This is a genomic window from Candidatus Nitrotoga sp. BS (assembly GCF_927797785.1).
In the GTDB taxonomy this organism is placed as follows: Bacteria; Pseudomonadota; Gammaproteobacteria; order Burkholderiales; family Gallionellaceae; genus Nitrotoga.
Genome location: NZ_CAKMLL010000031.1, coordinates 13,138 through 32,375, shown reverse-complemented (window position 1 = coordinate 32,375; position 19,238 = coordinate 13,138). Strand labels below are relative to the sequence as shown.

Below are 19,238 nucleotides of genomic sequence, written 5' to 3'. Positions count from 1 at the left end.
CTCGTCGCAAAACGGCGTTACTCGAAAAAACCATCTCCAATATATCGACCATATGCAGAGTTAAACTTTTTTACTCGTGCCTTGCCTTGTCTAGAAATTTGAATTTTTAGAAGCGCGCCTTTGAGGTGCTCCTAAGTCGAACCGCCTTAGCATTGCCACGAAAGCGCGGTATTCTCCAGATTTAACCGCTACTTGTCAATCATGCTGGTGTTTGCACAATGTGCTTAAGTCTAATCACAAGCCGCCAAATGCACAGAGGTGCCGGCAAACTCATTATGCAAGGTCACCATTTTCTCAATTGTGGCTTCGTCTGGGTATTTCAGCACAAATACCGTATGTTTAAATTTACTCATGAGCTCTCCCATTTCGGCAGTTTTAACACCTTTCGCCCGGAAGCTACCTAGCGCTATACGCGCTGCGTTTTCTGTCTTGAAAATGCCCAGCGAAATTGCATTTTTCCATTTTCCGGCGTCCTGTACGGCGAAGTAGCTCTTCACTTTAAACTTCTTAAGTTCGGCGATATTACTATTCATTTTCGCAGTGGTTTGTGCGGGTGGCATGTATACCCAGTAACCAATCGCATATTCAGATTGTCTCTTCGACAGTTTGTCGGCTAGCTTCAATGCTGCCAAAGCTGCCGAGGCTCGCACGCTGTCGGCATCGGAAAACTCTCCCCACTCCAGACAAACATCAGTGAATGCTCGCTGATCCTGCGACGTTGCGGTCTTGGCAGACGGCGTAGACAGCAGCGTGATCTTTTCCACATTCAGCGACGATTGATGCTTCAAACTTTGATTTTCACCTGTTAACGTTTCACCCCATTGAGAAAATGCAAAAAACATCAAATTCGCCAGCAACAATATCCAGAGCAGCCACTTCATCATTGACCTCATTTTATCTTTAGGAACTACTCGCCCCCCACTTCACCAGCCAAAGCCATTCTGATAGCGATCATGGTATCCCCCTTGTGAGCCATAATTTGCAGAACAAGTGATGCGACGAAAAGCGTGAGCCTAGCAGCCTGTGAACCTTTGAGCGGAAGTCTCCGGAAACTTTTTTTGACCGTGCTCATTCTCAAATCACGCTCTCCACGATTATTGGTAAATGGTACCAAAGGCGTTCTTGGTAAAAAGCAATACAAAAGCCTCGTGCTTATAAAATCTCTCAAGCAAATCATGGGCGTCTGACTTGGCCATTTTGCCACGTTTTCCGGCTGGCTTGTCGAGGATGGTGGGCATCTCCCGTATTCCTTGCTCCAAGATTTTGGTAGCATTTTCGGAACTGCGAGTTCGCTATATCGGTCAGGCACTTCCCATCACAAGAAGAAACGCGTTTACAGACAGCTTACAGCAAGCACTTTACGCTGAGTTCACCGGTAACAAAAGGGCATGCATCATCGCATTCGTATAAAAGCAGACTGTTAAATGATCGCCTGCATTTCGGGCGCAATCTTGCCATCAATGCGAAGATGCTCGAAATCGTTTTTAGTTTTCTCACCTTGGCATATCGACCACCATATCCCGCAGCGCGCTTTGTATCACCTGACGCCTATCTGTCATTGAAAAATGGTGCACAGAAAAACCAAATTTATTTGTTAAACGTGTTTATAAACAGGCTGAACCTGACACATAGATAAATTAAGCTTGACATAGCCCCCCGTAAATAATGTAATAGCGGGTTTTCGAGTATCAATTATTAATTAGGGGCATTCACAATGAAACGAACATATCAACCATCCGTCACTAAAAGAAAACGGACTCATGGATTTCTGGTTCGCATGAAGACCAAGGGAGGCAGAGCAGTTATAGCTGCCCGCAGAGCTAAAGGCCGAGCACGTCTTGCCGTTTAATGCCGGACAAACTTTACCTCCATGCCGCCGGATAAGGCAACCGAAAGAGTTTGAGTTGGCGCTTCGTGCCAATTGTTTGACTAATAAATGGTTTGCAGTCTACACACGAAAAAATGAGAATGGCTATTCCCGTCTTGGGGTAATAGCCAGCAAAAGAAGCATGCCAAAGGCTGTATCTAGAAACTTTGCAAAGCGCATGATTCGAAATATATTTAGGCTTAATTTCTCAATCACACACTCAGTGGATGTAGTGGTGCGTGCAAAGCGGCAATTTAATTCTGAAACTGCGGTTGAAGGGCGGTTGGCCTTATTACAATTATTCCAATCTGTCCCTAAGTGATGCGGCAGCTATTAATCAGATTAATTAGTTTATATCAATATTTACTGAGTCCGCTCATGCCGCCGACCTGTCGTTTTACTCCAAGTTGTTCTCAATATGCTCGTGAGGTTATCTCTAAACATGGTGCTTGGCGTGGTACTTGGTTGAGCATAAAGCGGGTGATCCGTTGCAACCCCTGGAATCCAGGTGGTTATGATCCCGCCCCATAGATTTACATAGGCGAAACCAAATGGATTTTCACAAGCTGTTCAGGCTGTTCTTTTTTTTGACGTTCTCAATATCAATCATGGTGCTCTGGAACAGCTGGCAACGCACTCAGCAACCAATCGTGCGAACAGCGCCTGCAGCTGCCGTTCCCCAAGCTACCGTGCCGCCAGATACTGCACCCAATTTAGCAACTACGGTTAGCCCTGAGGCAATTGCAGCTGCAACCCAACAAAAGATTGAAACTGGGCAAAAAATTACTGTAAAAACTGATTATCTAAACGCAGAAATTAATACAGTAGGCGGTGATTTACGTCGTTTGGAATTTGTGCATCAACGGGACAGCAATAACAAGAACAAACCGTTCGTATTGCTTCAAAAACGAGGCGAACACACGTATATCGCTCAAACGGGTTTGCTTGGCACTGGATTACCCACGCACAATACGACATTCACGGCTCTCGCCAACGAATATCGATTAACCGAAGGTAAAGACACAATCGAAGTGCGATTACTTGCAACAAATGTTATTGGTGCAAAAGTCACTAAATTTTATGTATTTCATCGAGAAGGCTATGTGGTAGATGTAGGCTACGAAATCGAAAATATTGGAACCAGTCCGATTTCCCCATCTGCTTATTTTCAGTTGGTGCGAGACAAATCTTCACCCGAAGGTACATCAATGTTCTTGCCTACATACACTGGCACTGCGATTTACACGGAGAAAGATAAGTTTCAGAAGGTAGGGTTTCCAGATATTGAGAAAGGCAATGCCAAACATTCTCAAAGCGCTGACAATGGTTGGGCAGGTATGCTGCAACATTATTTCGTAGCGGCATGGTTACCTAAAGACAAAATTCAACGAGAGTTTTACACCAAACATCTGGAAAACGAGCTTTATTCAGTAGGAATAATTTTTCCAGTAGCGGCAATTGCACCAGGTCAGAGTAAAAAGATTAGTGTGCCGCTTTATGCGGGACCGGCGCAAACCTCGCTGGATGAAATCGCTCCAGGGTTAGGATTAACCGTAGATTATGGCTGGCTGACTATCATTTCCACCCCATTGTTCTGGTTGCTTTCTTACCTGCATGGCTGGGTGTTCAACTGGGGTGTAGCCATTATCTTGTTGACTATGTTTATTAAGTTGCTATTTTTCCCGTTGTCTGCAGCCAGTTATCGCTCCATGGGGAAAATGCGCGTAGTGGCTCCGAAGTTGGAGAAAATCAAGCAGCAATATGGCGATGACCGCGAGCGCCTGCATAAAGCGATGATGGAATTGTACAAGACGGAAAAAATAAATCCGCTTGGGGGTTGTTTGCCGATGATCGTTCAGATTCCAGTATTTATCGCTCTGTACTGGGCTATTCTTGCAAGTGTCGAATTACGTTATGCCCCATTCTTCGGCTGGGTCACCGATTTGTCGGTGCCTGATCCATATTATGTTTTACCATTGATCATGGGCGCCACCATGATCATCCAAAGTAAGCTAAACCCTGTTCCACCTGACCCATTGCAAGCCAAGCTTATGAAGTTATTGCCCATTATATTTAGTGTGGTGTTTTTCTTTTTTCCGGCTGGGCTAGTACTGTATTCCATTGTAAACAATATACTTTCCATCGTTCAGCAGTGGTATATCACGCGTGGGCTGGAGGCTAATGTCAAAGGCGCCGCTAAAGCCTGATGTTATTGCCGCTATCGCCACCCCTCATGGACAAGGTGGCATCGGCGTAGTCAGGCTCTCCGGGCCTGACCTTTCCTTATTGGCACAAACTCTGATCGGCAAAGTACCTGTGCCGCGGCACGCAACTTATGCTTCATTTCTGGATGAGCAAGGGCAGGTTATGGATCAGGGTATTGCTCTGTTTTTTCCCGCCCCACACTCTTACACCGGCGAGGACACTTTAGAATTGCAGGGACACGGCGGTACAGCCATACTGCAATTGGTGTTACAGCGCTGTCTTGAAATCGGAGCTCGCCTCGCCCAGCCGGGCGAATTTACACAGCGTGCATTCCTAAATGAAAAACTTGATTTGGCGCAAGCAGAAAGCGTCGCCGACCTGATTGCCGCTACTACCAGTCAAGCTGCACGCAGTGCCATGCGTTCGTTACAAGGCGAGTTTTCCCAGGTGATTCATCACTTAGTGGACGGGTTAGTTGCGTTACGCATGTTGATCGAAGCCATGCTGGATTTTCCGGAAGAAGAGATTGATGCACTAAATGTCACGCAACGTGATACACGGTTAGTCGTATTGCATGCTGAATTAGAAAAGATTTTGAGTGTGGCACAACAGGGAAGCCTGTTGCGAGAAGGTGCGCATATTGTGCTGGTCGGTCAGCCTAATGTCGGCAAGTCGAGCCTACTCAATCGATTGAGCGGAGAGGATGTCGCGATAGTGAGTGAATTCCCAGGCACCACGCGCGATCTTATTAGCCGATCTATTCAGATCGGGGGAGTGCCGTTGCATATTATAGATACGGCGGGCTTGCGTAAGGCAGAGGACGCAGTGGAACAGATGGGAATTGCGCGTACATACGAAGCGCTGAAAAAAGCGGATGCTATCCTGATCCTGTTGGATGCCAGCCACGGTATGACTGAGGATGATCAGAGAATTTTAGACGAGTTGCCGCGTGAAATTCCGCGATTATATGTCTTTAATAAAGTTGATTTGCTTGCTCAGCATGCCTATGTAAAAGAACAAATTGACGAAAGTCACATTTATCTGTCAGCTAAAACAGGCGAGGGGCTTGAGCTCCTTCGTAATAAGTTGCTGTCATTGCTTGGCTGGCATCAAGAGGCAGGCATCTTTATGGCGCGTGAACGACATGTCCATGCATTATTGAACGCACGTGACCATTTGCAGCGAGCCGCAGGGGAAATCAAACGTCCAGAACTTTGCGCAGAGGAGCTGCGACTGGCTCACGAAGAACTCAATTCTATTACGGGTGAGTTTAGTGCGGATGATCTGCTCGGTGAAATATTCAGCCGGTTTTGCATCGGAAAATAAAAATTAACCTAGCAGCCTGTCAGACTTAAAGAGTCGTAGCGAAAATTGAGCTGAGCGAAGGCAGATTTTGACGATTTTGCAGGGCAATAGTTGTTCTATTGCCCAAAAAAGCGGCGAAATATACACCGTTCAGCTCAATTTGCAGCCGATTTCTTTTAAGACCGACAGGCTGCTAGTAATGTGTGACTAACCCATCCTGATTAGTCATAAAGCTCAGCCGACCTCAGAAAGCGCTCTGGGTCGCTCATACACCCACTTCCGGTTAGAACAAAACCTGTACGGCAGTCGGGGTTGCCGCTCCATCTGTGCGAGGGGCAATTACATTAGAGCGATCATCGGGCGTGCCGGGGGCGCTACCATCGCCAATGAAAGCACAGCTATAGTGTTCCCAGCCGTAAGAGCCGCGCCAGAATCTTATCGTGGAATGTTTGAAGGTATTGGTAGTCAGATCAAGCTGAGTTTCCACGGGGGTGATCGCACCAGAGTCAGGCTGACATAGCTGTATCTTATCGGCAATCGAGGTTGTTGTGCCCGCATCCGTTAACAACACAACGCGCGTATAACTCCGCACCGGTAAATTGCTCACTGTATACAGTGATACAGCACTATTACCAGCGATCCAATCCTGGTTAAGTGTAAGTGGCTGAAAACAAATTGGGGCCAACGTCGGAGGCGAGCTTGCAATGACGCAGTTAGTCGGTTTCACCAGTGCCAGCAAACCCGGATTAGCGTTAACTTGTGGGCGGGTATAGACGTGGCCGGCGATCTGAATGTAATCACTGTCGTTGTGATAGGAAAAGTAAGTGGGCTCGGAAATATCCTTGGTGGCCACCACCACTGCGTCAGCCTCGCTCCCCAGCTGCCCTCGGTAAACCGCCTGGATATAAAGATCAGTCGCATTTTTGGGAATAGGATGCTCGCTAAAATCGAACGTGAATTGAGTCGGGCTGTTGCCGAGCGTGACACCTGTTTGTGGGGCGGACACGACGATTTCTTCATCCTCGCTGCGACAAGTCAGATCGCCGTTCAAGTTCAATGCATCGGAAAGGTCATCTGCATAACACGTATTGCGATGAAATTTAGCGACAGCCACCAGCGTCCCGTCGGTCATGTCTTCACCTGGCGGGCTAGCATTGGTTAATCCCAGTTTGACCTTCGAGAACCCGGTAGTCGTGCCATCGATGAGGCTATACACGCCATCAGGTGGCAAGCTGATTTGCATCTTGCCGCGGAAAAAATAGTTGATCAGGCCGGCGGAATACCCAACGGCGCGGGGAATCAGCAAACTTTGCGCGGTATGAAAGTTGAAACGGTTGAGCGAAAAAATCTGCCCCCCGCCCGCATCTTGCAAATCTTGGTCGAAAATCGATTGGGTGCTGGTGCGTGAATTGACCCGGGTTCCTGCTGTAGTGCGGTAGTTGTCGGTCACGATACTGCTGTACATGGTCATCGCCCCACTCAAGCCGGCGGGGCATGCTGCGTATCCCATAAGTGCATCTTCTCCGCACAGCGTGGCGATGTCGGTATCCAGCGCCGTGGAACTGCCAAGAGCAGGTTGCGCGAATACTGTTGTGTCTAAATTCGTACCCTTGCTCACGAATCCTCTATTCGTGTACTCAGCAATACCTTTTCCCGTATTGTCATTTACGGTAGTAGTCCAGAAGTTGCGCATCGTGTTAAAGGATGCTGTGTCGGCGCTTGAATATACGGGGTCATAACCACCAAAAGGGAGGGTGCCGTCTTCTTTGGCGGTAAAACTCTCATAAAGACTCGGGCTATACTGCCCGACCAACCTACACAGATCGATATCACAATGCTGATCGTCGCGCACATGTTGCGGCTGAGTCATATCTTCCAAATGATGAATCACATGTCCCAGAGACTCGAACATCATGCCAAATTGCTTCTGCCGGAACGCATAACTATTGAGTGGGTTGGCCGTGGCCTGCCATAGATATTCCCGTGCCTGCTTGAAAGAAAACTTCACTGAACTCGGATCGTCCGGAGCGCTAACCGCCCAGTCCGGCGAATCCGACCAAGGCGGGGTGTACATGCTCGCATTCGTTAGCGGATTAAAAAAATGATGCAATGAGCGGAGGCCATCATCTTCGTCGTTGGCACCTTTTGCAAACAGCTCCAAAATGGTCGTCGGTGATGCGAAAAAGGCAGAAGTGGAAAACCTGGGATCAGTTGCGAACGGTGGTAAGCCCAGCTGGCTCATTACCGCGGAATCCTTGTTGATATCCGAAGCTATCACTGCATTTCTTGACATTGCCTCGTGCGTACTTTGTTTGTACGCGGCGACCGGCGGCGCACTAATCAGCGACGCGACTAAAACTAACAAGCGTACTTTCATTTCAGATAATCCTTTAACCATTCTTCTGCCGAACCGCATCCGTCTTGTCGAATGTCATCCAGATTTGGTAGGGCGCTGAAAATAAGCTTTTCGCGGAACGATCTTTTTATTTTTATGACCGTCCCCAACATCCGCGGAATGCGTTTCCAGTTACAAGTGTCATCGCGATAATTTCTGACAAAATTCAAATTCCCGCTCAAATTAGTGAACTGAGCCGCATAGGCTTGCAGGTCACCCTCAAACTTCTTAAGCTTGATCGTCGTGCCATTGAGCTCTGAACTACGGGTGGAACTAGCCGAGTAATCGAAGGTACTCGGGTGGCCATTCGAAATAGCCCAGGGAACGTAGCCTTCCTTGAAGAAGATGAGATGCGGATCACGATCTCCTAGCGCCGCTAACGGCGGTACCGACAACGGCCCCCACGCGGGAAAGTGGAAACGGCCATTCGCATCTGTCACCGTTTCCATGATCTGTAATTGAAATGGCCCGCGCGGGTCATTTACAAAAGGCATGATCGGAACAAAGCTGGGCACCACACGACTCACCTCCCAATGAGCTACAACGATCACCCCTTCCAGAGGCTGATTGGTTTTAGCATCCACAATCTGCGCGTCGATCGCCTCGGCGGAGTAGGTCGTGGCGTGAACTGGCGCAGACAGCAAGACAGACGTCAATAAAATCACGATATGGCTATTCATTCCAGGAATTCCTTTCAGCGACGCGACTAAAAGTAACAAACGTAGTTTCATTTCAGATAGTCCTTTAACCATTCTTCTGCCGAACCGCATCCGTCTTGTTGAATGCTATTCAGGTTTGGTAGGGCGCTGAAAATAAGCTTTTCGCGGAACGATCTTTTTATTTTTATGACCGTCCCCAACATCCGAGGAATACGCTTCCAGTCGCAATTGCCAATGCGCGTATACGTGGCAAAACCCAAATTCACGCTCAAATTAGTGAACTGAGCCGCATATGCTTGCAGGTCACCCTCAAACTTCTTAAGCTTGATCGTCGTGCCGTTGACCTCTGAACTACGGGTGGAACTAGCTGAGTAATCGAAGGTGCTCGGGTAGTAATTCGAAGCACCCCAGGGGACGTAGCCTTCCTTGAAGAAGATGAGACCCGGATCACGATCTCCTAGCGCCGCCAATGGCGGTACCGGCAACGGCCCCCACGCGGGAAAGTGGAAACGGCCATTCGCATCTGTCACCGTTTCCATTATCTGTAATTGAAACGGCCCGCGCGGGTCATTTCCAAAAGGCATGATCGGAACAAAAGTTGGCACCACACGACTCACCTCCCAATGCGCGACGACGATCACCCCTTCCAGGGGTTGATTGGTTTTAGCATCCACAATCTGCGCGTCGATCGCCTCGGCTGAATAGGTCGTGGCGTGAACTGGTGCAGACAGCAAGACAGACGCCAGAAGCGCACAGAAGAAGTTATGGTGTGTCATTGTCGCCCTTTCACATGCTGTCGATGCGCCACACACCGTCGTTGTCGAGCAGGAAGTAGATGAGGAATATCCGGTTCACGCCGTGGATGACCCGGTTGACCGCATATTCACCGATATCTGGGTAGATCTGCAATCGTTGCAGTGGCGAATAGGATGCAATAATTTCTGGCATATCAGGCAGCAACGCATCGAACACAGGCCCATACTTGGCTTGCGCACTGGAATTCAGATAGGTCAACGCTTTCGTCTTGTCGCCAGCGATCAAGGCATTATTCATCCCCGTCCACACCGCGTTAAAGAAACTATCCATCTGCGCCGGATCCCACACCGTAATCGCCAACGCCTGACTGTGACTTCCCAGCGCATCGGTAATGGTCACATTAACGACATAAGTGCCGGGCGCAGGATAGGTCAAGCTAACACTACCATCCAAGTTCAAATCGACACTGCCATTGCCACCTGGATCGATGTTAAAGGTTTGAATCGGACTACCCGTTTGGCTCGTCAGGACAAGATTGACGCTGAGCGATGCCGCAACCGCATAAGCATTGGCCGTAACCTGAAGCGGATTCGTGCCGGTGCTATTAACGCTATGTGTTTGCATCGCCGTTGTTCCATCCGCCTGGGTGTAGATCACCGTCAAGATATTCACCCCCGGCTGCAAGGGCACGTTGTTGGCGTAAAATTTTCCATTCTCGACATTAGCCACCACGCCATTGACGGTCACCCCGTTATTGATTGGAGCCAAGAGCGTACCGCTGACCAGGATGCTATCGCCGTTAATATTGGCGCCATCGGCGGGGCTGACGATGGTCAGCATGGGTGTAGTGCTCGTTACCGTCACCACCGCGCTCGCGGTCGAGTTGTCCGGCGCGGTGACGGTCACTGTCAGCGTATTGCTGCCAAAAGTTAGCGGGACATTCGCTGCGGTGTAGGTGTTCCCGGTTACTGTTGCCGCTACGCCGTTGACCGAGACCGTCGCACCGGTCGAAGCTTGGAACGTGCCGCTCACGGTGACCGAGCTGGCCGCGATTGTTGCGTTGGCTGCGGGAGCGGTAATACTGATGCTCGGCAGTGAGCCAGTCCCCGTGGGTGTAGTGCTTGTTACCGTCACTGCCGCACTCGCGGTCGAGTTGTCCGGCGCGGTGAGAGTCACTGTCAGCGTATTGCTGCCAAAGGTTAGCGGCACATTTGCTGCGGTGTAGGTGTTCCCCGTTACTGTTGCCGCCACGCCATTGACCGAAACCGTCGAACTGGCTGGTCCTTGGAACGTGCCGCTCACGGTGACCGAGCTGGCCGCAATCGTCGCGTTGGCCGCAGGAGCGGTAATGCTGATGCTCGGCAGTGTGCCAGTCCCCGTCGGTGTAGTGCTCGTGACCGTCACCGCTGCACTCGCAGTCGAGTTGTCCGGCGCGGTGAGAGTCACTGTCAGCGTATTGCTGCCAAAGGTTAGCGGCACATTTGCTGCGGTGTAGGTGTTCCCCGTTACTGTTGCCGCCACGCCATTGACCGAAACCGTCGAACTGGCTGGTCCTTGGAACGTGCCGCTCACGGTGACCGAGCTGGCCGCAATCGTCGCGTTGGCCGCAGGAGCGGTAATGCTGATGCTCGGCAGTGTGCCGATCACCGCCACGGCGGTGATCACTGTCGTCGCGCCGGCAGTGAGATTGGCCGTCAACGTATTTGGGCCATAGCGTACCGGAACCGTGGCGGTGTAGGTGTTCCCCGTTATTATTGCCGCCACGCCATTGACCGTGATGCTCGTATTCGATGGCCCATTAAATGTTCCGCTCACCGCGACAATCGCGGTGTTGAGCGTTGCATTGGCCGTCGGACTGGCAATGGCAATTGAGGGCGCCGAGCTAGTGACATTCACCGTTTGCGTCGCACTGAGGAGAATGACTGTGACGGCGGGGGCTGTGGTGGCAGTGGCTACCAGCGTATTGTTGCCAAAGACTAACGGTACCGATGCGGAGAAATTGTTGCCACTAAGCGTGGCCGTGACACCATTCACCGTGACCGTCGCCACCAACCCGGTAAACGTGCCCGTGACCAGCGCGCTATTACCTGTAAACGTTGCGCCATTAAGCGGTGCGGTGATCGCTATACTCGGGGCGTAACTGAAGACGCTGAGTTGCTGGGTTTGAACTTTGCCATCGTCCGCGCGGATACCTGTCACCAGCAGGGTATTGGTACCGGAGATCAGCGGTACGTTAGCCGCCGTGAAATTGACGCCGTTCACACTGGCCGCTACGCCATTGACGCTCACACTCGCATTGCTCGTGCCGCTAAAATACCCCGACACCGTCACCTGATTGCCATAGATCGAGTCATTGTTTTGAGGGGAGCTGACGTGAAGGATAAAGGGGGTATAGGTAAAGCTCAGACTGGTCTTTGTGTTGTTCCCGGCCAAGTCTATGGCGCTAAGATTTATGTTATTGAGTCCCGGCACCAGGGTGGTCGGAAAAGTGAAATTCGGTCCTTCCTGGTTACCAAAAAATATCAACGGTACGCTAGAGAAATAGATGCTAGCGGTGGGATCGTCGATGCTGCCGCTCACTGTGACGGTGGGATTCAGATAAACGCCGCCGCTCGTCGGCGCAAGCGTCAGGAACTTCGGCGCAATGGTGTCGACGGTGAAAGCTCTCGTCAGCGGTGAAGTGAAGTGGCCAAACCGGTCCTGGACCTGTGCGCTGAGGCTGTTGGCTCCTTCCGGTAAACGGCTCGCCGGGGTGTAGCTTGCCGAACCGCCGGGTTGCCCTCCATTCGAGGGCGTCGGATTGAAGGTGGTTAAGCTGCCAATCGGCTGGTTGTTTAGCTGGGCACTCAGGTCGAAGGTGCTGAAGTAATTGTTCGACACTTGGCAAAGGTTGCCATTGCAATCCGTGCCATAAATAAAAAGGACATTCGGTATCGGGTTGTTGAGGAGGTCCGGCCCTGATATAGAAAGAGAAAGCGTCGGCTGCGGCAGGCTGATGAAACTGCCAAACGCGTATGGGCGGGTGCCGACCGTGATTGTATTAGTGATGATATTGCTGGCCGCATCGATCACCGATACCGAGGTGATCGATGTACTGCCGTTGTAGTTGGAGACATACACCCGGCTAGCGTCCGGGCTCACCGCTGCACTTACCGGCCGCATGCCCACGGGAATCGTCGCTGTTACGGCCTTGCGCGCGGTATCTACAACGTACACGGCGTTACTGCTCCAGCCCGTGACATAGAGTTTGCTGCTATCCAAGGTCTGCGCCAACCCGAAGGGATTGCTGTTGGCGGGCAGTGGAATGGTCGCGGACACGCTATTCAGGGTGGCGTCAATCACGGTGATGTCGTTGGTCGCATAGTTCGCGACATACACCTGCTTGTTGTCTTGGCTGACCACGACGCCATGCGGACGCTGGCCCACCGGAATCGTCGCCGTCACGGTGTTGCTAGCGGTGTCGATCACCGAGACATTGTTGCTGAAATAGGCCACGACATATACATGTCGGCCGTCGGGGGAGACCGCCAAGCCGTAGGGGCGGGTCGCAATCGGTACGGTAGCCAGTACGCTATTAGTGGTGGCGTCGATCACCGAGACGCTGCTGCTCACGTAGTTGGCCACATACACCCGGGTGGCGTCGGGCGAGACAGTCACGCCATAGGGGCCATAGCCGACGGCGATGGTCGCCAGCACAGTATCATTCGCGGTGTCGATGACCGAGACGTTGTTGCTGCCGTAATTGGTGATGTAGGCGTAGGGGCCGCTGGTTTGGTTGGGAATGCTGGTAACCGCTTGCGCTTGCTCGGCGCGGACAATAACCCCCGCGCAGCCAAGCAATATGATCCAAACAAAACGCTTGAGCATGCCCATGAAGACCCTGACGGAGAAACTTTAAGGGGAGTTAGACGGAACACGGAGGCCAATAACAAACCACTAGTAGCTACGCTCAGCGTCGCGCCCTCTCCCCTGGACGAACACGCGCTGTATATTTTAGGAGACTGCCATTAACAGCAATGACCTCAAGGATACTAACTTGTAATCTTTGGATATTATTATTGCAAGATAATTTTTAATATGGCGATGGCAGAAAATGGTGGAGCGAATGTTCAAAATATTGTTTGGGGCGCTGCTTCTGAGTGGAATTTTAATCTTGGCGCTGTCGGCGGCACGAATGCGACCCAGATCGGGGCGGTTACGCTCAACGGCTACTCCGAATTAGATCAAATCATTTCCGGGAATTCCGCATTTAGCCAGGCCTTTACGTTCAGCGGTTCGCTGCAATGGGTGCAATACCAGAAAAGCGGCGCATTTAACCCGCTCGGCCTGGGACTCCCCTCCGCTTACACGGATTTGTATTTCCGTTTTGATGGGCTGAGCGGCAACTTAGACAATAATGGTAATGCCGCCTTCAACCCTGGCATTGGAGCAATTAAGTTGTATTTAGGCAATGGTGGCAGCTTAATTCCGGATGCTCAAGCCTTGGAACTCACCTCATATAAATTGGCCATCGCTTCGACTGCCAGCGACATAGCTTATTACGATGGATTCGGGCTCAGCCCAATGTTCAATCTTTCGTTCCAGCTCGTATCAGCTTTGTCAGGATTATTCACCGACAACAATGGCGCGCCAATTCTGCCGCTTGCCACTTTTGACGTAGATATTGACGGATTGCTCGACCCATCGGTTTTAACCAATCCTACCCCGGTGCCGAGTGGTGCCGGAACTTCGACTAATATTCTGGTCAATGCGGGCCAGATTAGTGCGGTGAATGTGGATCCAACTGCTATTCCAGTACCTACTGTTCCCGAACCCGCCACAGTAATGCTTATTGCCGCTGGACTGGTTGGTATTTTTGCGGCTCGGCGCAGAATCGCTGTTTAAGTCTGTCAACGCTAAATAGAAATGTCCGCTTTTCCTGATTTTCTTTGCTACGGTGCTGCTCGCTGCCCGTCGCTTTCCTTCTTGGCACACCGACAACTAGCTTGACAATCACCGGTTCTGCCTTCGCCTTGACGTTATATTCTCCTTCTCAGATCTTGCAAACTAACGGACGTTTTTATCATTTCGTCCCTGCCTTTCTTGTGTCAGAGAAATTACAATGCAGCAGGGTACCTTCGCTCCACGGACATTACTCCGCTTTATCGCTACTACTAACCCGTCCGCCTCCCTCCCGCCTTCAACCCATTTCCCGGATTTACCGGTTATAAGGTCTACCTTGCTCCAGCGACTCCTGCTGAACACGCCAGCCTTCGCTGGACGCACAACCGTGCCTGCACGTTTCGCCGCCGCTGCAACGCGGGTTTGCAGCTCTTCCGGCAAGCGGATAGTGGTTGTGGACATCGCTGCCGCCAAGGGTTAAAGGTGCACGCATAATGCAGCACATTAGCGCTACATGGAACAGCCGGGTCTGCGTCCCATGTTCGATAAAGGGGAGCTTCTATAAACCCAAACCCCATTGTGATACACTAATTTAATAACGTATATCCACAAGGAGTAAACTATGCAAGTTGCAAAATGGGGAAACTCACTGGCGGTCAGATTGCCCGCCGCACTGGTGCAGGCGCTAGGCTTGAAAGAAGGCGAGGAGATTGCTTTGCATGCCGTCGATTCCAGAACCTTTGAGGTTTCCAAGAAAAAAGAGGTGAAAGAATTGCTGGCGCGCTTGCGGCAGTTTCGCGGTCGCTTGCCAGCCGATTTTCACTTTGATCGGCTTGAAGCCAACGAGCAGATATCTGCCAAGTGAGCACGGTTTTTATCGACAGCAATGTGGTTTTGTATTTGCTGTCTGGCGATGCCGCCAAGGCCGACCGCGCTGAAGCCATGCTGAACAAGGGCGGCATCATCAGCGTGCAGGTGCTCAACGAAGTGACTTCCGTTTGCCTGCGCAAACTCAAAATGAGCTGGGAAGAAATTGATGCGGTTTTGTTGGCCGTTAAGGCCGCGTGCGACGTCGTCCCACTCACTTTCGAATCGCATGACAAGGCTGTGCAAATTGCCAAGCGTTTTCAGCTTTCAATTTATGACGCGCACATTTGCGCGGCAGCAATTTTGTCCGGTGCAAAAACGTTGCTGACCGAGGACATGCAAAGCGGGATGAAAATTGCCGACTTGGTAATCAAGAATCCATTTGCCTGATTGCCCACACGCGACTAAAAGGATCTGCTCAGCTTCAGATTAAATTTACGTAGTAACGAAAAGCAATGGCTTCAGACAATCAATTCGATGCTCCCCTTTTAATTACTGTTATACATTACTTCAAGGAGATACAAAATGATTAAAGGGCACCTCTAAAAATCCAATTTTCGTCACAATACTGCGTTACGCGAAAAAAATTATCGCTTACATATCAACTATATGCCTCGCTCAAATTTTTTACTCGCGCCTTGTCTAGTCTAGAAAATTGAATTTTTAGAGGCGCCCTAAAGCTTATGCAGCATTCGAGCCCAAAGGCGTACTCAAACCTTTCGAATACGACCCCGGCGAATTGAAACCACTGGAGGTGGAGATCGACGTTCACTATTGCGGCATTTGCCATAGCGATCTGAGCGTGATCGATAGTGAATGAGGGAAAAGTACATACCCGGTCGTGGCCGGTCGCGAGGTGGTGGGCAAGATTAGCCAGGTCGGCAGCCATGCCAGGGATCTGACGCCCCGTTGTTCTGCGGCGGGAGTACCGTGTTCAACCCCTTGCTGCAATTCGACATTAAACCTGCGGACAAAGTGGCAGTGATCGGCATCGGTGGCCTGGGGCACATGGCGCTGAAATTCCTCAATGCATGGGGCTGCGAAGTGACGGCTTTTACCTCGACTGCAAGCAAGAAAAAAGAGGCGCTCAGTCTGGGCGCGCACCTTACGTTGAACTCTCGCGACGAGAACGAGATCAAGAGCGCGGCAGGCCGTTTCGACTACATCCTTTCCACAGTCGTGGCCGTTGTCGTAGCAGCTTCCCCGGCGCGACATCGATGGCACCATGCCAAACTGATCGAGCAATTTTCTGTACTCATGAATGCAAGACCTGAACCCGATGGCCCATCAAATTGCATGTTTACATTGAGCGAGGAATGGCAGCTTCGGATTTGGGGCGCAAATAGGTATGGAGTATGCAGATTAAAATAATTGCTTATCCGAAGTTCAGGTTAACTAGCGGTATTTATGCATGCACATCAATATTACTACCCAAATTACCCGTTGGCCGAGATTGAGCCGGAGGAATGGCTTCAATTAATTGCATAGCGGTTTGCTTTTGGATATCCATGCTTTTCTTTAAAACAGTAACAGCAACTGCATCGCGCTGATCCAGACCTGATGCCATGGCGGCTACTTGAACACCTGAAATATTCATTATTATTCCCCAAATATTTAATTGATAAACTTAATAGCGGCTAAACTTTATTTATCTTTAGAGAGCCTCTTGCAAAACCCTCCACCAAGCCAAGCAGATAATAGTGTCTAGATAAGCTCCCTGCTTATCTAGACACTATCCTTCCCGCTGCGCATAAAATCAAGCTAGTGCTAGATAAAAACGTCAAGGGTTGGAATTTCATTAAAGGAATTAATTCAACAATTGCCCCCTTTATTTCTTACAACCCAGCCTACTGAACTAAAAGGACGTGCTATGAAAGGGGGTTAGCATGATGAAATGTATGAATGCAAGACCTGACCGTTCGCAGTAACAGCAGTAAATCTAGCGGGTTAAAGTCCCGTCTGTGGAGTTGTCCGTACGCCACAGTAGTATGAGGAAGCGGCGTCGTGGTAACACGGGGTCGTAAGTTTCCAAACAGCAAGATAGCAGGCCGTAACGCAAGTGAACCTAGACGTAGCCTCGTAAACGAATTGGAGAGGCCGACCCTGTGGTCAGAAGGGGAAGGCCGTTGGATGGATGCTGAAATAACGGAAGTGGCATCCATCGACTTCCGGGGTAGCAGGGTCGGCATGTTATCGAAGATTTAATGCCCAGTGCTGGAGACCCGGTATGGTGGTGGGGAGACCATCGACTGTGGCGTATAAGGTAACGAAATCGTCATAGGCTGTATCGGGAGTCGGAGGGGTTCATAGTACTGCTTGAGGCCGAGGGACAACATAACCCCGGCTGAGGGAAGGGACCCTGCTTTGTTCGTGCAACCGAAGAGTGGAGGATCAGGGGATTGCCATGTTGCTAACCACCCCGGGCTGTGATCAGGACGCTACAGAGGAAGCTATTGCCAAGGCCAAATATAGAGGTCACCTGTGTTACGCCAGCAACATTGAGGCACAGGTGCGGTTCTCAGCCGCATTAACAAATACAGGATGAGCTAATGTGCATGCCTTGGACTGAAGAACATCGGAAAGCCGTATGCGTTAGTAGCGCACGTACGGTTTGATGAGGGAGGGCAGGCGAGAACCTGCTCTCTACTCTACCCGTGTACTGCCCGTGCATGTGTGACCCCGTGCATGTGTACTTGTTCGACCCCGTGTACTTGTTCAGTTGACGACTCGCCGCAAAACCTTACAATCTCCATAGGTTCCGCTCTCCGTAAGGTTCAGTCCAACAAGGTTTATCTGTCGCTAATATGGGATGCGAGTTAAACATGTTTGGGCAGGGCGGCAGATAAACGCTATTCATTTAGACTCCACAATCCACTCACATGGCAAGTCGTCGCAAGGACACCGACCTTTCCGCCTTAGCGGCGCGCGCCGAGCGCGCGAAGGCTGATGGCGACCCCGCTGATTTCATCTCGGGCGGACTTGATACTTCGGACTTCTCGATAATTTTGGGAGGGTGTGTCGAGTTCCATCCTGATGTGCCTGAATTTGAGCGCCAGAGAATCGTTACACGCGTCTCGCACGACTCGGCCATTTCTCGCCCTATAACCGCTGAAAGTCTCCTCAAGCAATGCTCCAAGTTAGAGCAGGAGTACCGAACGCTACCGATAAAACCATTCCGCTTGCTTACGGAAATATCGATTTGGTGGACTATTGACATCCCTCGCACCACTGTTGACCAGACTACCATCACATTCAATCCGAAGACAATTAGAGGATTTTCGGAAAGGTCTCGACTCTTCAACGACTCCCAGGCCACTGTCGGCTTCGTGCTCCCAGATCATTACATGCGCTTATCGGCACTGGTGTCAGCAAGAACACCCTACGAAGCTGCGGAAAAGGCCCTGAACAGTATAGATTTGGTGCGAGCGAGTGGAATCTCTCACTCAACCGTGGGAAGGCCTGGCGGCATTCCAGTGGCCGTCCATCACCAGTTAACGATATTCGACTTTCACCGTTCCACACCGTCCACGACGCGATGGGGGCGCTCGCCACTGAGACGTACTGGTATGACCCAGGATATACCAAGCCAGCGAGTTTGTACTCCGACAAGCCGCAGTTCTCCAGGCTCCAAAAGTTCGCAAAGAACTTGCGGACAAGGCTCGCCCGACTACCATATCAACAAGACATTGAGTCGGCGCTACTTCGATATGTCCGTGCATTAGATTCCGCAGACTTGAACGACGCATTCCTCCGACTGTGGAGCTTGCTTGAGTACCTCACTGATAGCGGTCATGACCCATACAAAGTTGCCACACGCCGTGCAGCCTTCATGTTCAAGGATCGCGAGCGGGCGCAGCTCGTACTTACGCACCTCACACATCACAGGAATCGCTTCGTGCATGCAGGTTCCGATTCAAATGAGATTGAGTCTTTGGTGTTCCTGCTGAAGCAGCACGTAGACTCTCTCCTGCTGTTTCACGTTGGCAACTCCTTTGGATTCAAATCCAGAGATGAAGCAGCAAAGTTCATGGATCTACCACCGAACAGAGACGACATTGATCTACGAATCAGTCGGCTTCGCTCGGCGCGCAAGTTTGTCTCCGGCGGGGCCTAAAGAGTAAGGTTAGCCCGGTAGGTTGGACTGAATGAAATGAAGCCCAACAGCAAAGCGGACGGTTGAGCACACGCGTTACCGACATGCCGATACAACGGAAGGTACATGCAACCGGACAGCAACCAGTCCAATAAACTGTCCTCCAACCATACCGCTTCTTCGTCTCTCCTGTTTTTCTTCACCTACCGG

20 protein-coding genes and 1 pseudogene are annotated in these 19,238 nt (G+C 50.7%); 13 read left to right on the top strand and 8 right to left on the bottom strand.

Annotated features, from left to right (window positions below; all coding sequences use genetic code 11):
* Positions 1 to 230 precede the first annotated feature (230 nt).
* Both MJ769_RS02315 and MJ769_RS02310 read right to left on the bottom strand, forming a co-directional pair.
* Entirely contained in the window at positions 231 to 884 is a 654-nt protein-coding gene (locus MJ769_RS02315) for a hypothetical protein (RefSeq protein ID WP_239234234.1), read from the bottom strand.
* Between the two features lie 210 nt (positions 885 to 1,094).
* Positions 1,095 to 1,238, bottom strand: a complete 144-nt coding sequence (locus MJ769_RS02310; protein ID WP_239234233.1) for a hypothetical protein — start codon at positions 1,236 to 1,238, stop codon at positions 1,095 to 1,097.
* A 476-nt stretch (positions 1,239 to 1,714) separates the two neighbouring features.
* Between MJ769_RS02310 and rpmH the strand changes: the two genes are divergently transcribed.
* Genes rpmH through mnmE form a run of 5 tightly spaced genes read left to right on the top strand, consistent with a single transcriptional unit; the run spans position 1,715 to position 5,398 of the window.
* The gene (rpmH, locus tag MJ769_RS02305) at positions 1,715 to 1,849 is read left to right on the top strand and encodes a 50S ribosomal protein L34 (protein ID WP_239234232.1); all 135 of its coding nucleotides are present in this window, start codon (positions 1,715 to 1,717) and stop codon (positions 1,847 to 1,849) included.
* Entirely contained in the window at positions 1,839 to 2,189 is a 351-nt protein-coding gene (gene rnpA, locus MJ769_RS14625; RefSeq protein WP_445083052.1) for a ribonuclease P protein component, read from the top strand. The genes rpmH and rnpA overlap by 11 nt, the downstream gene beginning before the upstream one ends.
* Positions 2,189 to 2,398 carry a membrane protein insertion efficiency factor YidD gene (yidD, locus tag MJ769_RS02300; protein WP_239234231.1) on the top strand — a complete coding sequence of 70 codons (210 nt, stop codon included), beginning with the start codon at positions 2,189 to 2,191 and terminating at the stop codon, positions 2,396 to 2,398. Before rnpA ends, yidD begins: the two co-directional genes overlap by 1 nt.
* 20 nt (positions 2,399 to 2,418) lie before the next feature.
* Positions 2,419 to 4,074 carry a membrane protein insertase YidC gene (gene yidC, locus MJ769_RS02295; protein WP_239234230.1) on the top strand — a complete coding sequence of 552 codons (1,656 nt, stop codon included), beginning with the start codon at positions 2,419 to 2,421 and terminating at the stop codon, positions 4,072 to 4,074.
* Positions 4,049 to 5,398, top strand: coding sequence for a tRNA uridine-5-carboxymethylaminomethyl(34) synthesis GTPase MnmE (gene mnmE / locus MJ769_RS02290; RefSeq protein WP_239234229.1), 1,350 nt, complete (start codon positions 4,049 to 4,051; stop codon positions 5,396 to 5,398). Before yidC ends, mnmE begins: the two co-directional genes overlap by 26 nt.
* 262 nt (positions 5,399 to 5,660) lie before the next feature.
* Here the strand turns inward: mnmE and MJ769_RS02285 are convergent, their stop codons facing one another.
* The 4 genes from MJ769_RS02285 to MJ769_RS02270 are packed head-to-tail and all read right to left on the bottom strand — an operon-like array spanning position 5,661 to position 13,060.
* Positions 5,661 to 7,754 carry a hypothetical protein gene (locus MJ769_RS02285; protein ID WP_239234228.1) on the bottom strand — a complete coding sequence of 698 codons (2,094 nt, stop codon included), beginning with the start codon at positions 7,752 to 7,754 and terminating at the stop codon, positions 5,661 to 5,663.
* A complete protein-coding gene (locus MJ769_RS02280; RefSeq protein ID WP_239234227.1) occupies positions 7,751 to 8,452 on the bottom strand; it encodes a hypothetical protein in 702 nt (233 codons plus the stop codon). Before MJ769_RS02280 ends, MJ769_RS02285 begins: the two co-directional genes overlap by 4 nt.
* Before the next feature lie 47 nt (positions 8,453 to 8,499).
* Positions 8,500 to 9,207: a hypothetical protein gene (locus MJ769_RS02275; RefSeq protein WP_239234226.1), complete on the bottom strand. Its 708-nt coding sequence runs from the start codon at positions 9,205 to 9,207 to the stop codon at positions 8,500 to 8,502.
* A 10-nt stretch (positions 9,208 to 9,217) separates the two neighbouring features.
* On the bottom strand, positions 9,218 to 13,060 hold the full coding sequence (locus tag MJ769_RS02270) for a cytochrome D1 domain-containing protein (RefSeq protein ID WP_239234225.1): 3,843 nt from the start codon (positions 13,058 to 13,060) through the stop codon (positions 9,218 to 9,220).
* Between the two features lie 204 nt (positions 13,061 to 13,264).
* Between MJ769_RS02270 and MJ769_RS02265 the strand changes: the two genes are divergently transcribed.
* Positions 13,265 to 14,071 (top strand): PEP-CTERM sorting domain-containing protein, encoded by an 807-nt coding sequence (locus MJ769_RS02265; protein WP_239234224.1) that lies wholly within the window; start codon positions 13,265 to 13,267, stop codon positions 14,069 to 14,071.
* A gap of 162 nt (positions 14,072 to 14,233) precedes the next feature.
* On the opposite strand, the gene MJ769_RS02260 is transcribed toward MJ769_RS02265, so the two are convergent.
* Positions 14,234 to 14,530: a hypothetical protein gene (locus MJ769_RS02260; RefSeq protein WP_239234223.1), complete on the bottom strand. Its 297-nt coding sequence runs from the start codon at positions 14,528 to 14,530 to the stop codon at positions 14,234 to 14,236.
* A 160-nt stretch (positions 14,531 to 14,690) separates the two neighbouring features.
* On the opposite strand from MJ769_RS02260, the gene MJ769_RS02255 reads away from it, so the two are divergent.
* The 3 genes and pseudogenes from MJ769_RS02255 to MJ769_RS02245 form a co-directional block, all read left to right on the top strand.
* Complete coding sequence (locus tag MJ769_RS02255) at positions 14,691 to 14,933, top strand: AbrB/MazE/SpoVT family DNA-binding domain-containing protein (protein ID WP_239234222.1); 243 nt, start codon at positions 14,691 to 14,693, stop codon at positions 14,931 to 14,933.
* On the top strand, positions 14,930 to 15,325 hold the full coding sequence (locus tag MJ769_RS02250; protein ID WP_239234221.1) for a PIN domain-containing protein: 396 nt from the start codon (positions 14,930 to 14,932) through the stop codon (positions 15,323 to 15,325). The genes MJ769_RS02255 and MJ769_RS02250 overlap by 4 nt, the downstream gene beginning before the upstream one ends.
* Positions 15,326 to 15,943: 618 nt before the next feature.
* Positions 15,944 to 16,063, top strand: a pseudogene (locus MJ769_RS02245) (alcohol dehydrogenase); the annotation flags it as partial.
* Positions 16,064 to 16,340: 277 nt separating this feature from the next.
* Here the strand turns inward: MJ769_RS02245 and MJ769_RS02240 are convergent.
* Positions 16,341 to 16,532, bottom strand: coding sequence for a YjfB family protein (locus tag MJ769_RS02240; RefSeq protein ID WP_239234220.1), 192 nt, complete (start codon positions 16,530 to 16,532; stop codon positions 16,341 to 16,343).
* A 407-nt stretch (positions 16,533 to 16,939) separates the two neighbouring features.
* Between MJ769_RS02240 and MJ769_RS02235 the strand changes: the two genes are divergently transcribed.
* The 4 genes from MJ769_RS02235 (at position 16,940) to MJ769_RS02220 (ending at position 19,049) form a co-directional block, all read left to right on the top strand.
* Positions 16,940 to 17,140: a hypothetical protein gene (locus MJ769_RS02235; protein ID WP_239234219.1), complete on the top strand. Its 201-nt coding sequence runs from the start codon at positions 16,940 to 16,942 to the stop codon at positions 17,138 to 17,140.
* Between the two features lie 199 nt (positions 17,141 to 17,339).
* Complete coding sequence (locus MJ769_RS02230; protein WP_239234218.1) at positions 17,340 to 17,480, top strand: hypothetical protein; 141 nt, start codon at positions 17,340 to 17,342, stop codon at positions 17,478 to 17,480.
* 334 nt (positions 17,481 to 17,814) lie between these two features.
* Positions 17,815 to 18,657 (top strand): hypothetical protein, encoded by an 843-nt coding sequence (locus MJ769_RS02225; RefSeq protein ID WP_239234217.1) that lies wholly within the window; start codon positions 17,815 to 17,817, stop codon positions 18,655 to 18,657.
* 11 nt (positions 18,658 to 18,668) lie between these two features.
* Positions 18,669 to 19,049 carry a hypothetical protein gene (locus MJ769_RS02220; protein WP_239234216.1) on the top strand — a complete coding sequence of 127 codons (381 nt, stop codon included), beginning with the start codon at positions 18,669 to 18,671 and terminating at the stop codon, positions 19,047 to 19,049.
* The last annotated feature ends 189 nt before the right edge of the window (positions 19,050 to 19,238 follow it).

What these genes read in the sequence shown, in the direction of transcription:
- MJ769_RS02315 (WP_239234234.1), bottom strand. Translation starts at nt 884, where the DNA reads ATGATGAAGTGGCTGCTCTGGATATTGTTGCTGGCGAATTTGATGTTT.
- MJ769_RS02310 (WP_239234233.1), bottom strand. Translation starts at nt 1,238, where the DNA reads ATGCCCACCATCCTCGACAAGCCAGCCGGAAAACGTGGCAAAATGGCC.
- rpmH (WP_239234232.1), top strand. Translation starts at nt 1,715, where the DNA reads ATGAAACGAACATATCAACCATCCGTCACTAAAAGAAAACGGACTCAT.
- yidD (WP_239234231.1), top strand. Translation starts at nt 2,189, where the DNA reads ATGCGGCAGCTATTAATCAGATTAATTAGTTTATATCAATATTTACTG.
- yidC (WP_239234230.1), top strand. Translation starts at nt 2,419, where the DNA reads ATGGATTTTCACAAGCTGTTCAGGCTGTTCTTTTTTTTGACGTTCTCA.
- mnmE (WP_239234229.1), top strand. Translation starts at nt 4,049, where the DNA reads ATGTCAAAGGCGCCGCTAAAGCCTGATGTTATTGCCGCTATCGCCACC.
- MJ769_RS02285 (WP_239234228.1), bottom strand. Translation starts at nt 7,754, where the DNA reads ATGAAAGTACGCTTGTTAGTTTTAGTCGCGTCGCTGATTAGTGCGCCG.
- MJ769_RS02280 (WP_239234227.1), bottom strand. Translation starts at nt 8,452, where the DNA reads ATGAATAGCCATATCGTGATTTTATTGACGTCTGTCTTGCTGTCTGCG.
- MJ769_RS02275 (WP_239234226.1), bottom strand. Translation starts at nt 9,207, where the DNA reads ATGACACACCATAACTTCTTCTGTGCGCTTCTGGCGTCTGTCTTGCTG.
- MJ769_RS02270 (WP_239234225.1), bottom strand. Translation starts at nt 13,060, where the DNA reads ATGGGCATGCTCAAGCGTTTTGTTTGGATCATATTGCTTGGCTGCGCG.
- MJ769_RS02265 (WP_239234224.1), top strand. Translation starts at nt 13,265, where the DNA reads ATGGCGATGGCAGAAAATGGTGGAGCGAATGTTCAAAATATTGTTTGG.
- MJ769_RS02260 (WP_239234223.1), bottom strand. Translation starts at nt 14,530, where the DNA reads ATGTCCACAACCACTATCCGCTTGCCGGAAGAGCTGCAAACCCGCGTT.
- MJ769_RS02255 (WP_239234222.1), top strand. Translation starts at nt 14,691, where the DNA reads ATGCAAGTTGCAAAATGGGGAAACTCACTGGCGGTCAGATTGCCCGCC.
- MJ769_RS02240 (WP_239234220.1), bottom strand. Translation starts at nt 16,532, where the DNA reads ATGAATATTTCAGGTGTTCAAGTAGCCGCCATGGCATCAGGTCTGGAT.
- MJ769_RS02230 (WP_239234218.1), top strand. Translation starts at nt 17,340, where the DNA reads ATGTTGCTAACCACCCCGGGCTGTGATCAGGACGCTACAGAGGAAGCT.
- MJ769_RS02225 (WP_239234217.1), top strand. Translation starts at nt 17,815, where the DNA reads ATGGCAAGTCGTCGCAAGGACACCGACCTTTCCGCCTTAGCGGCGCGC.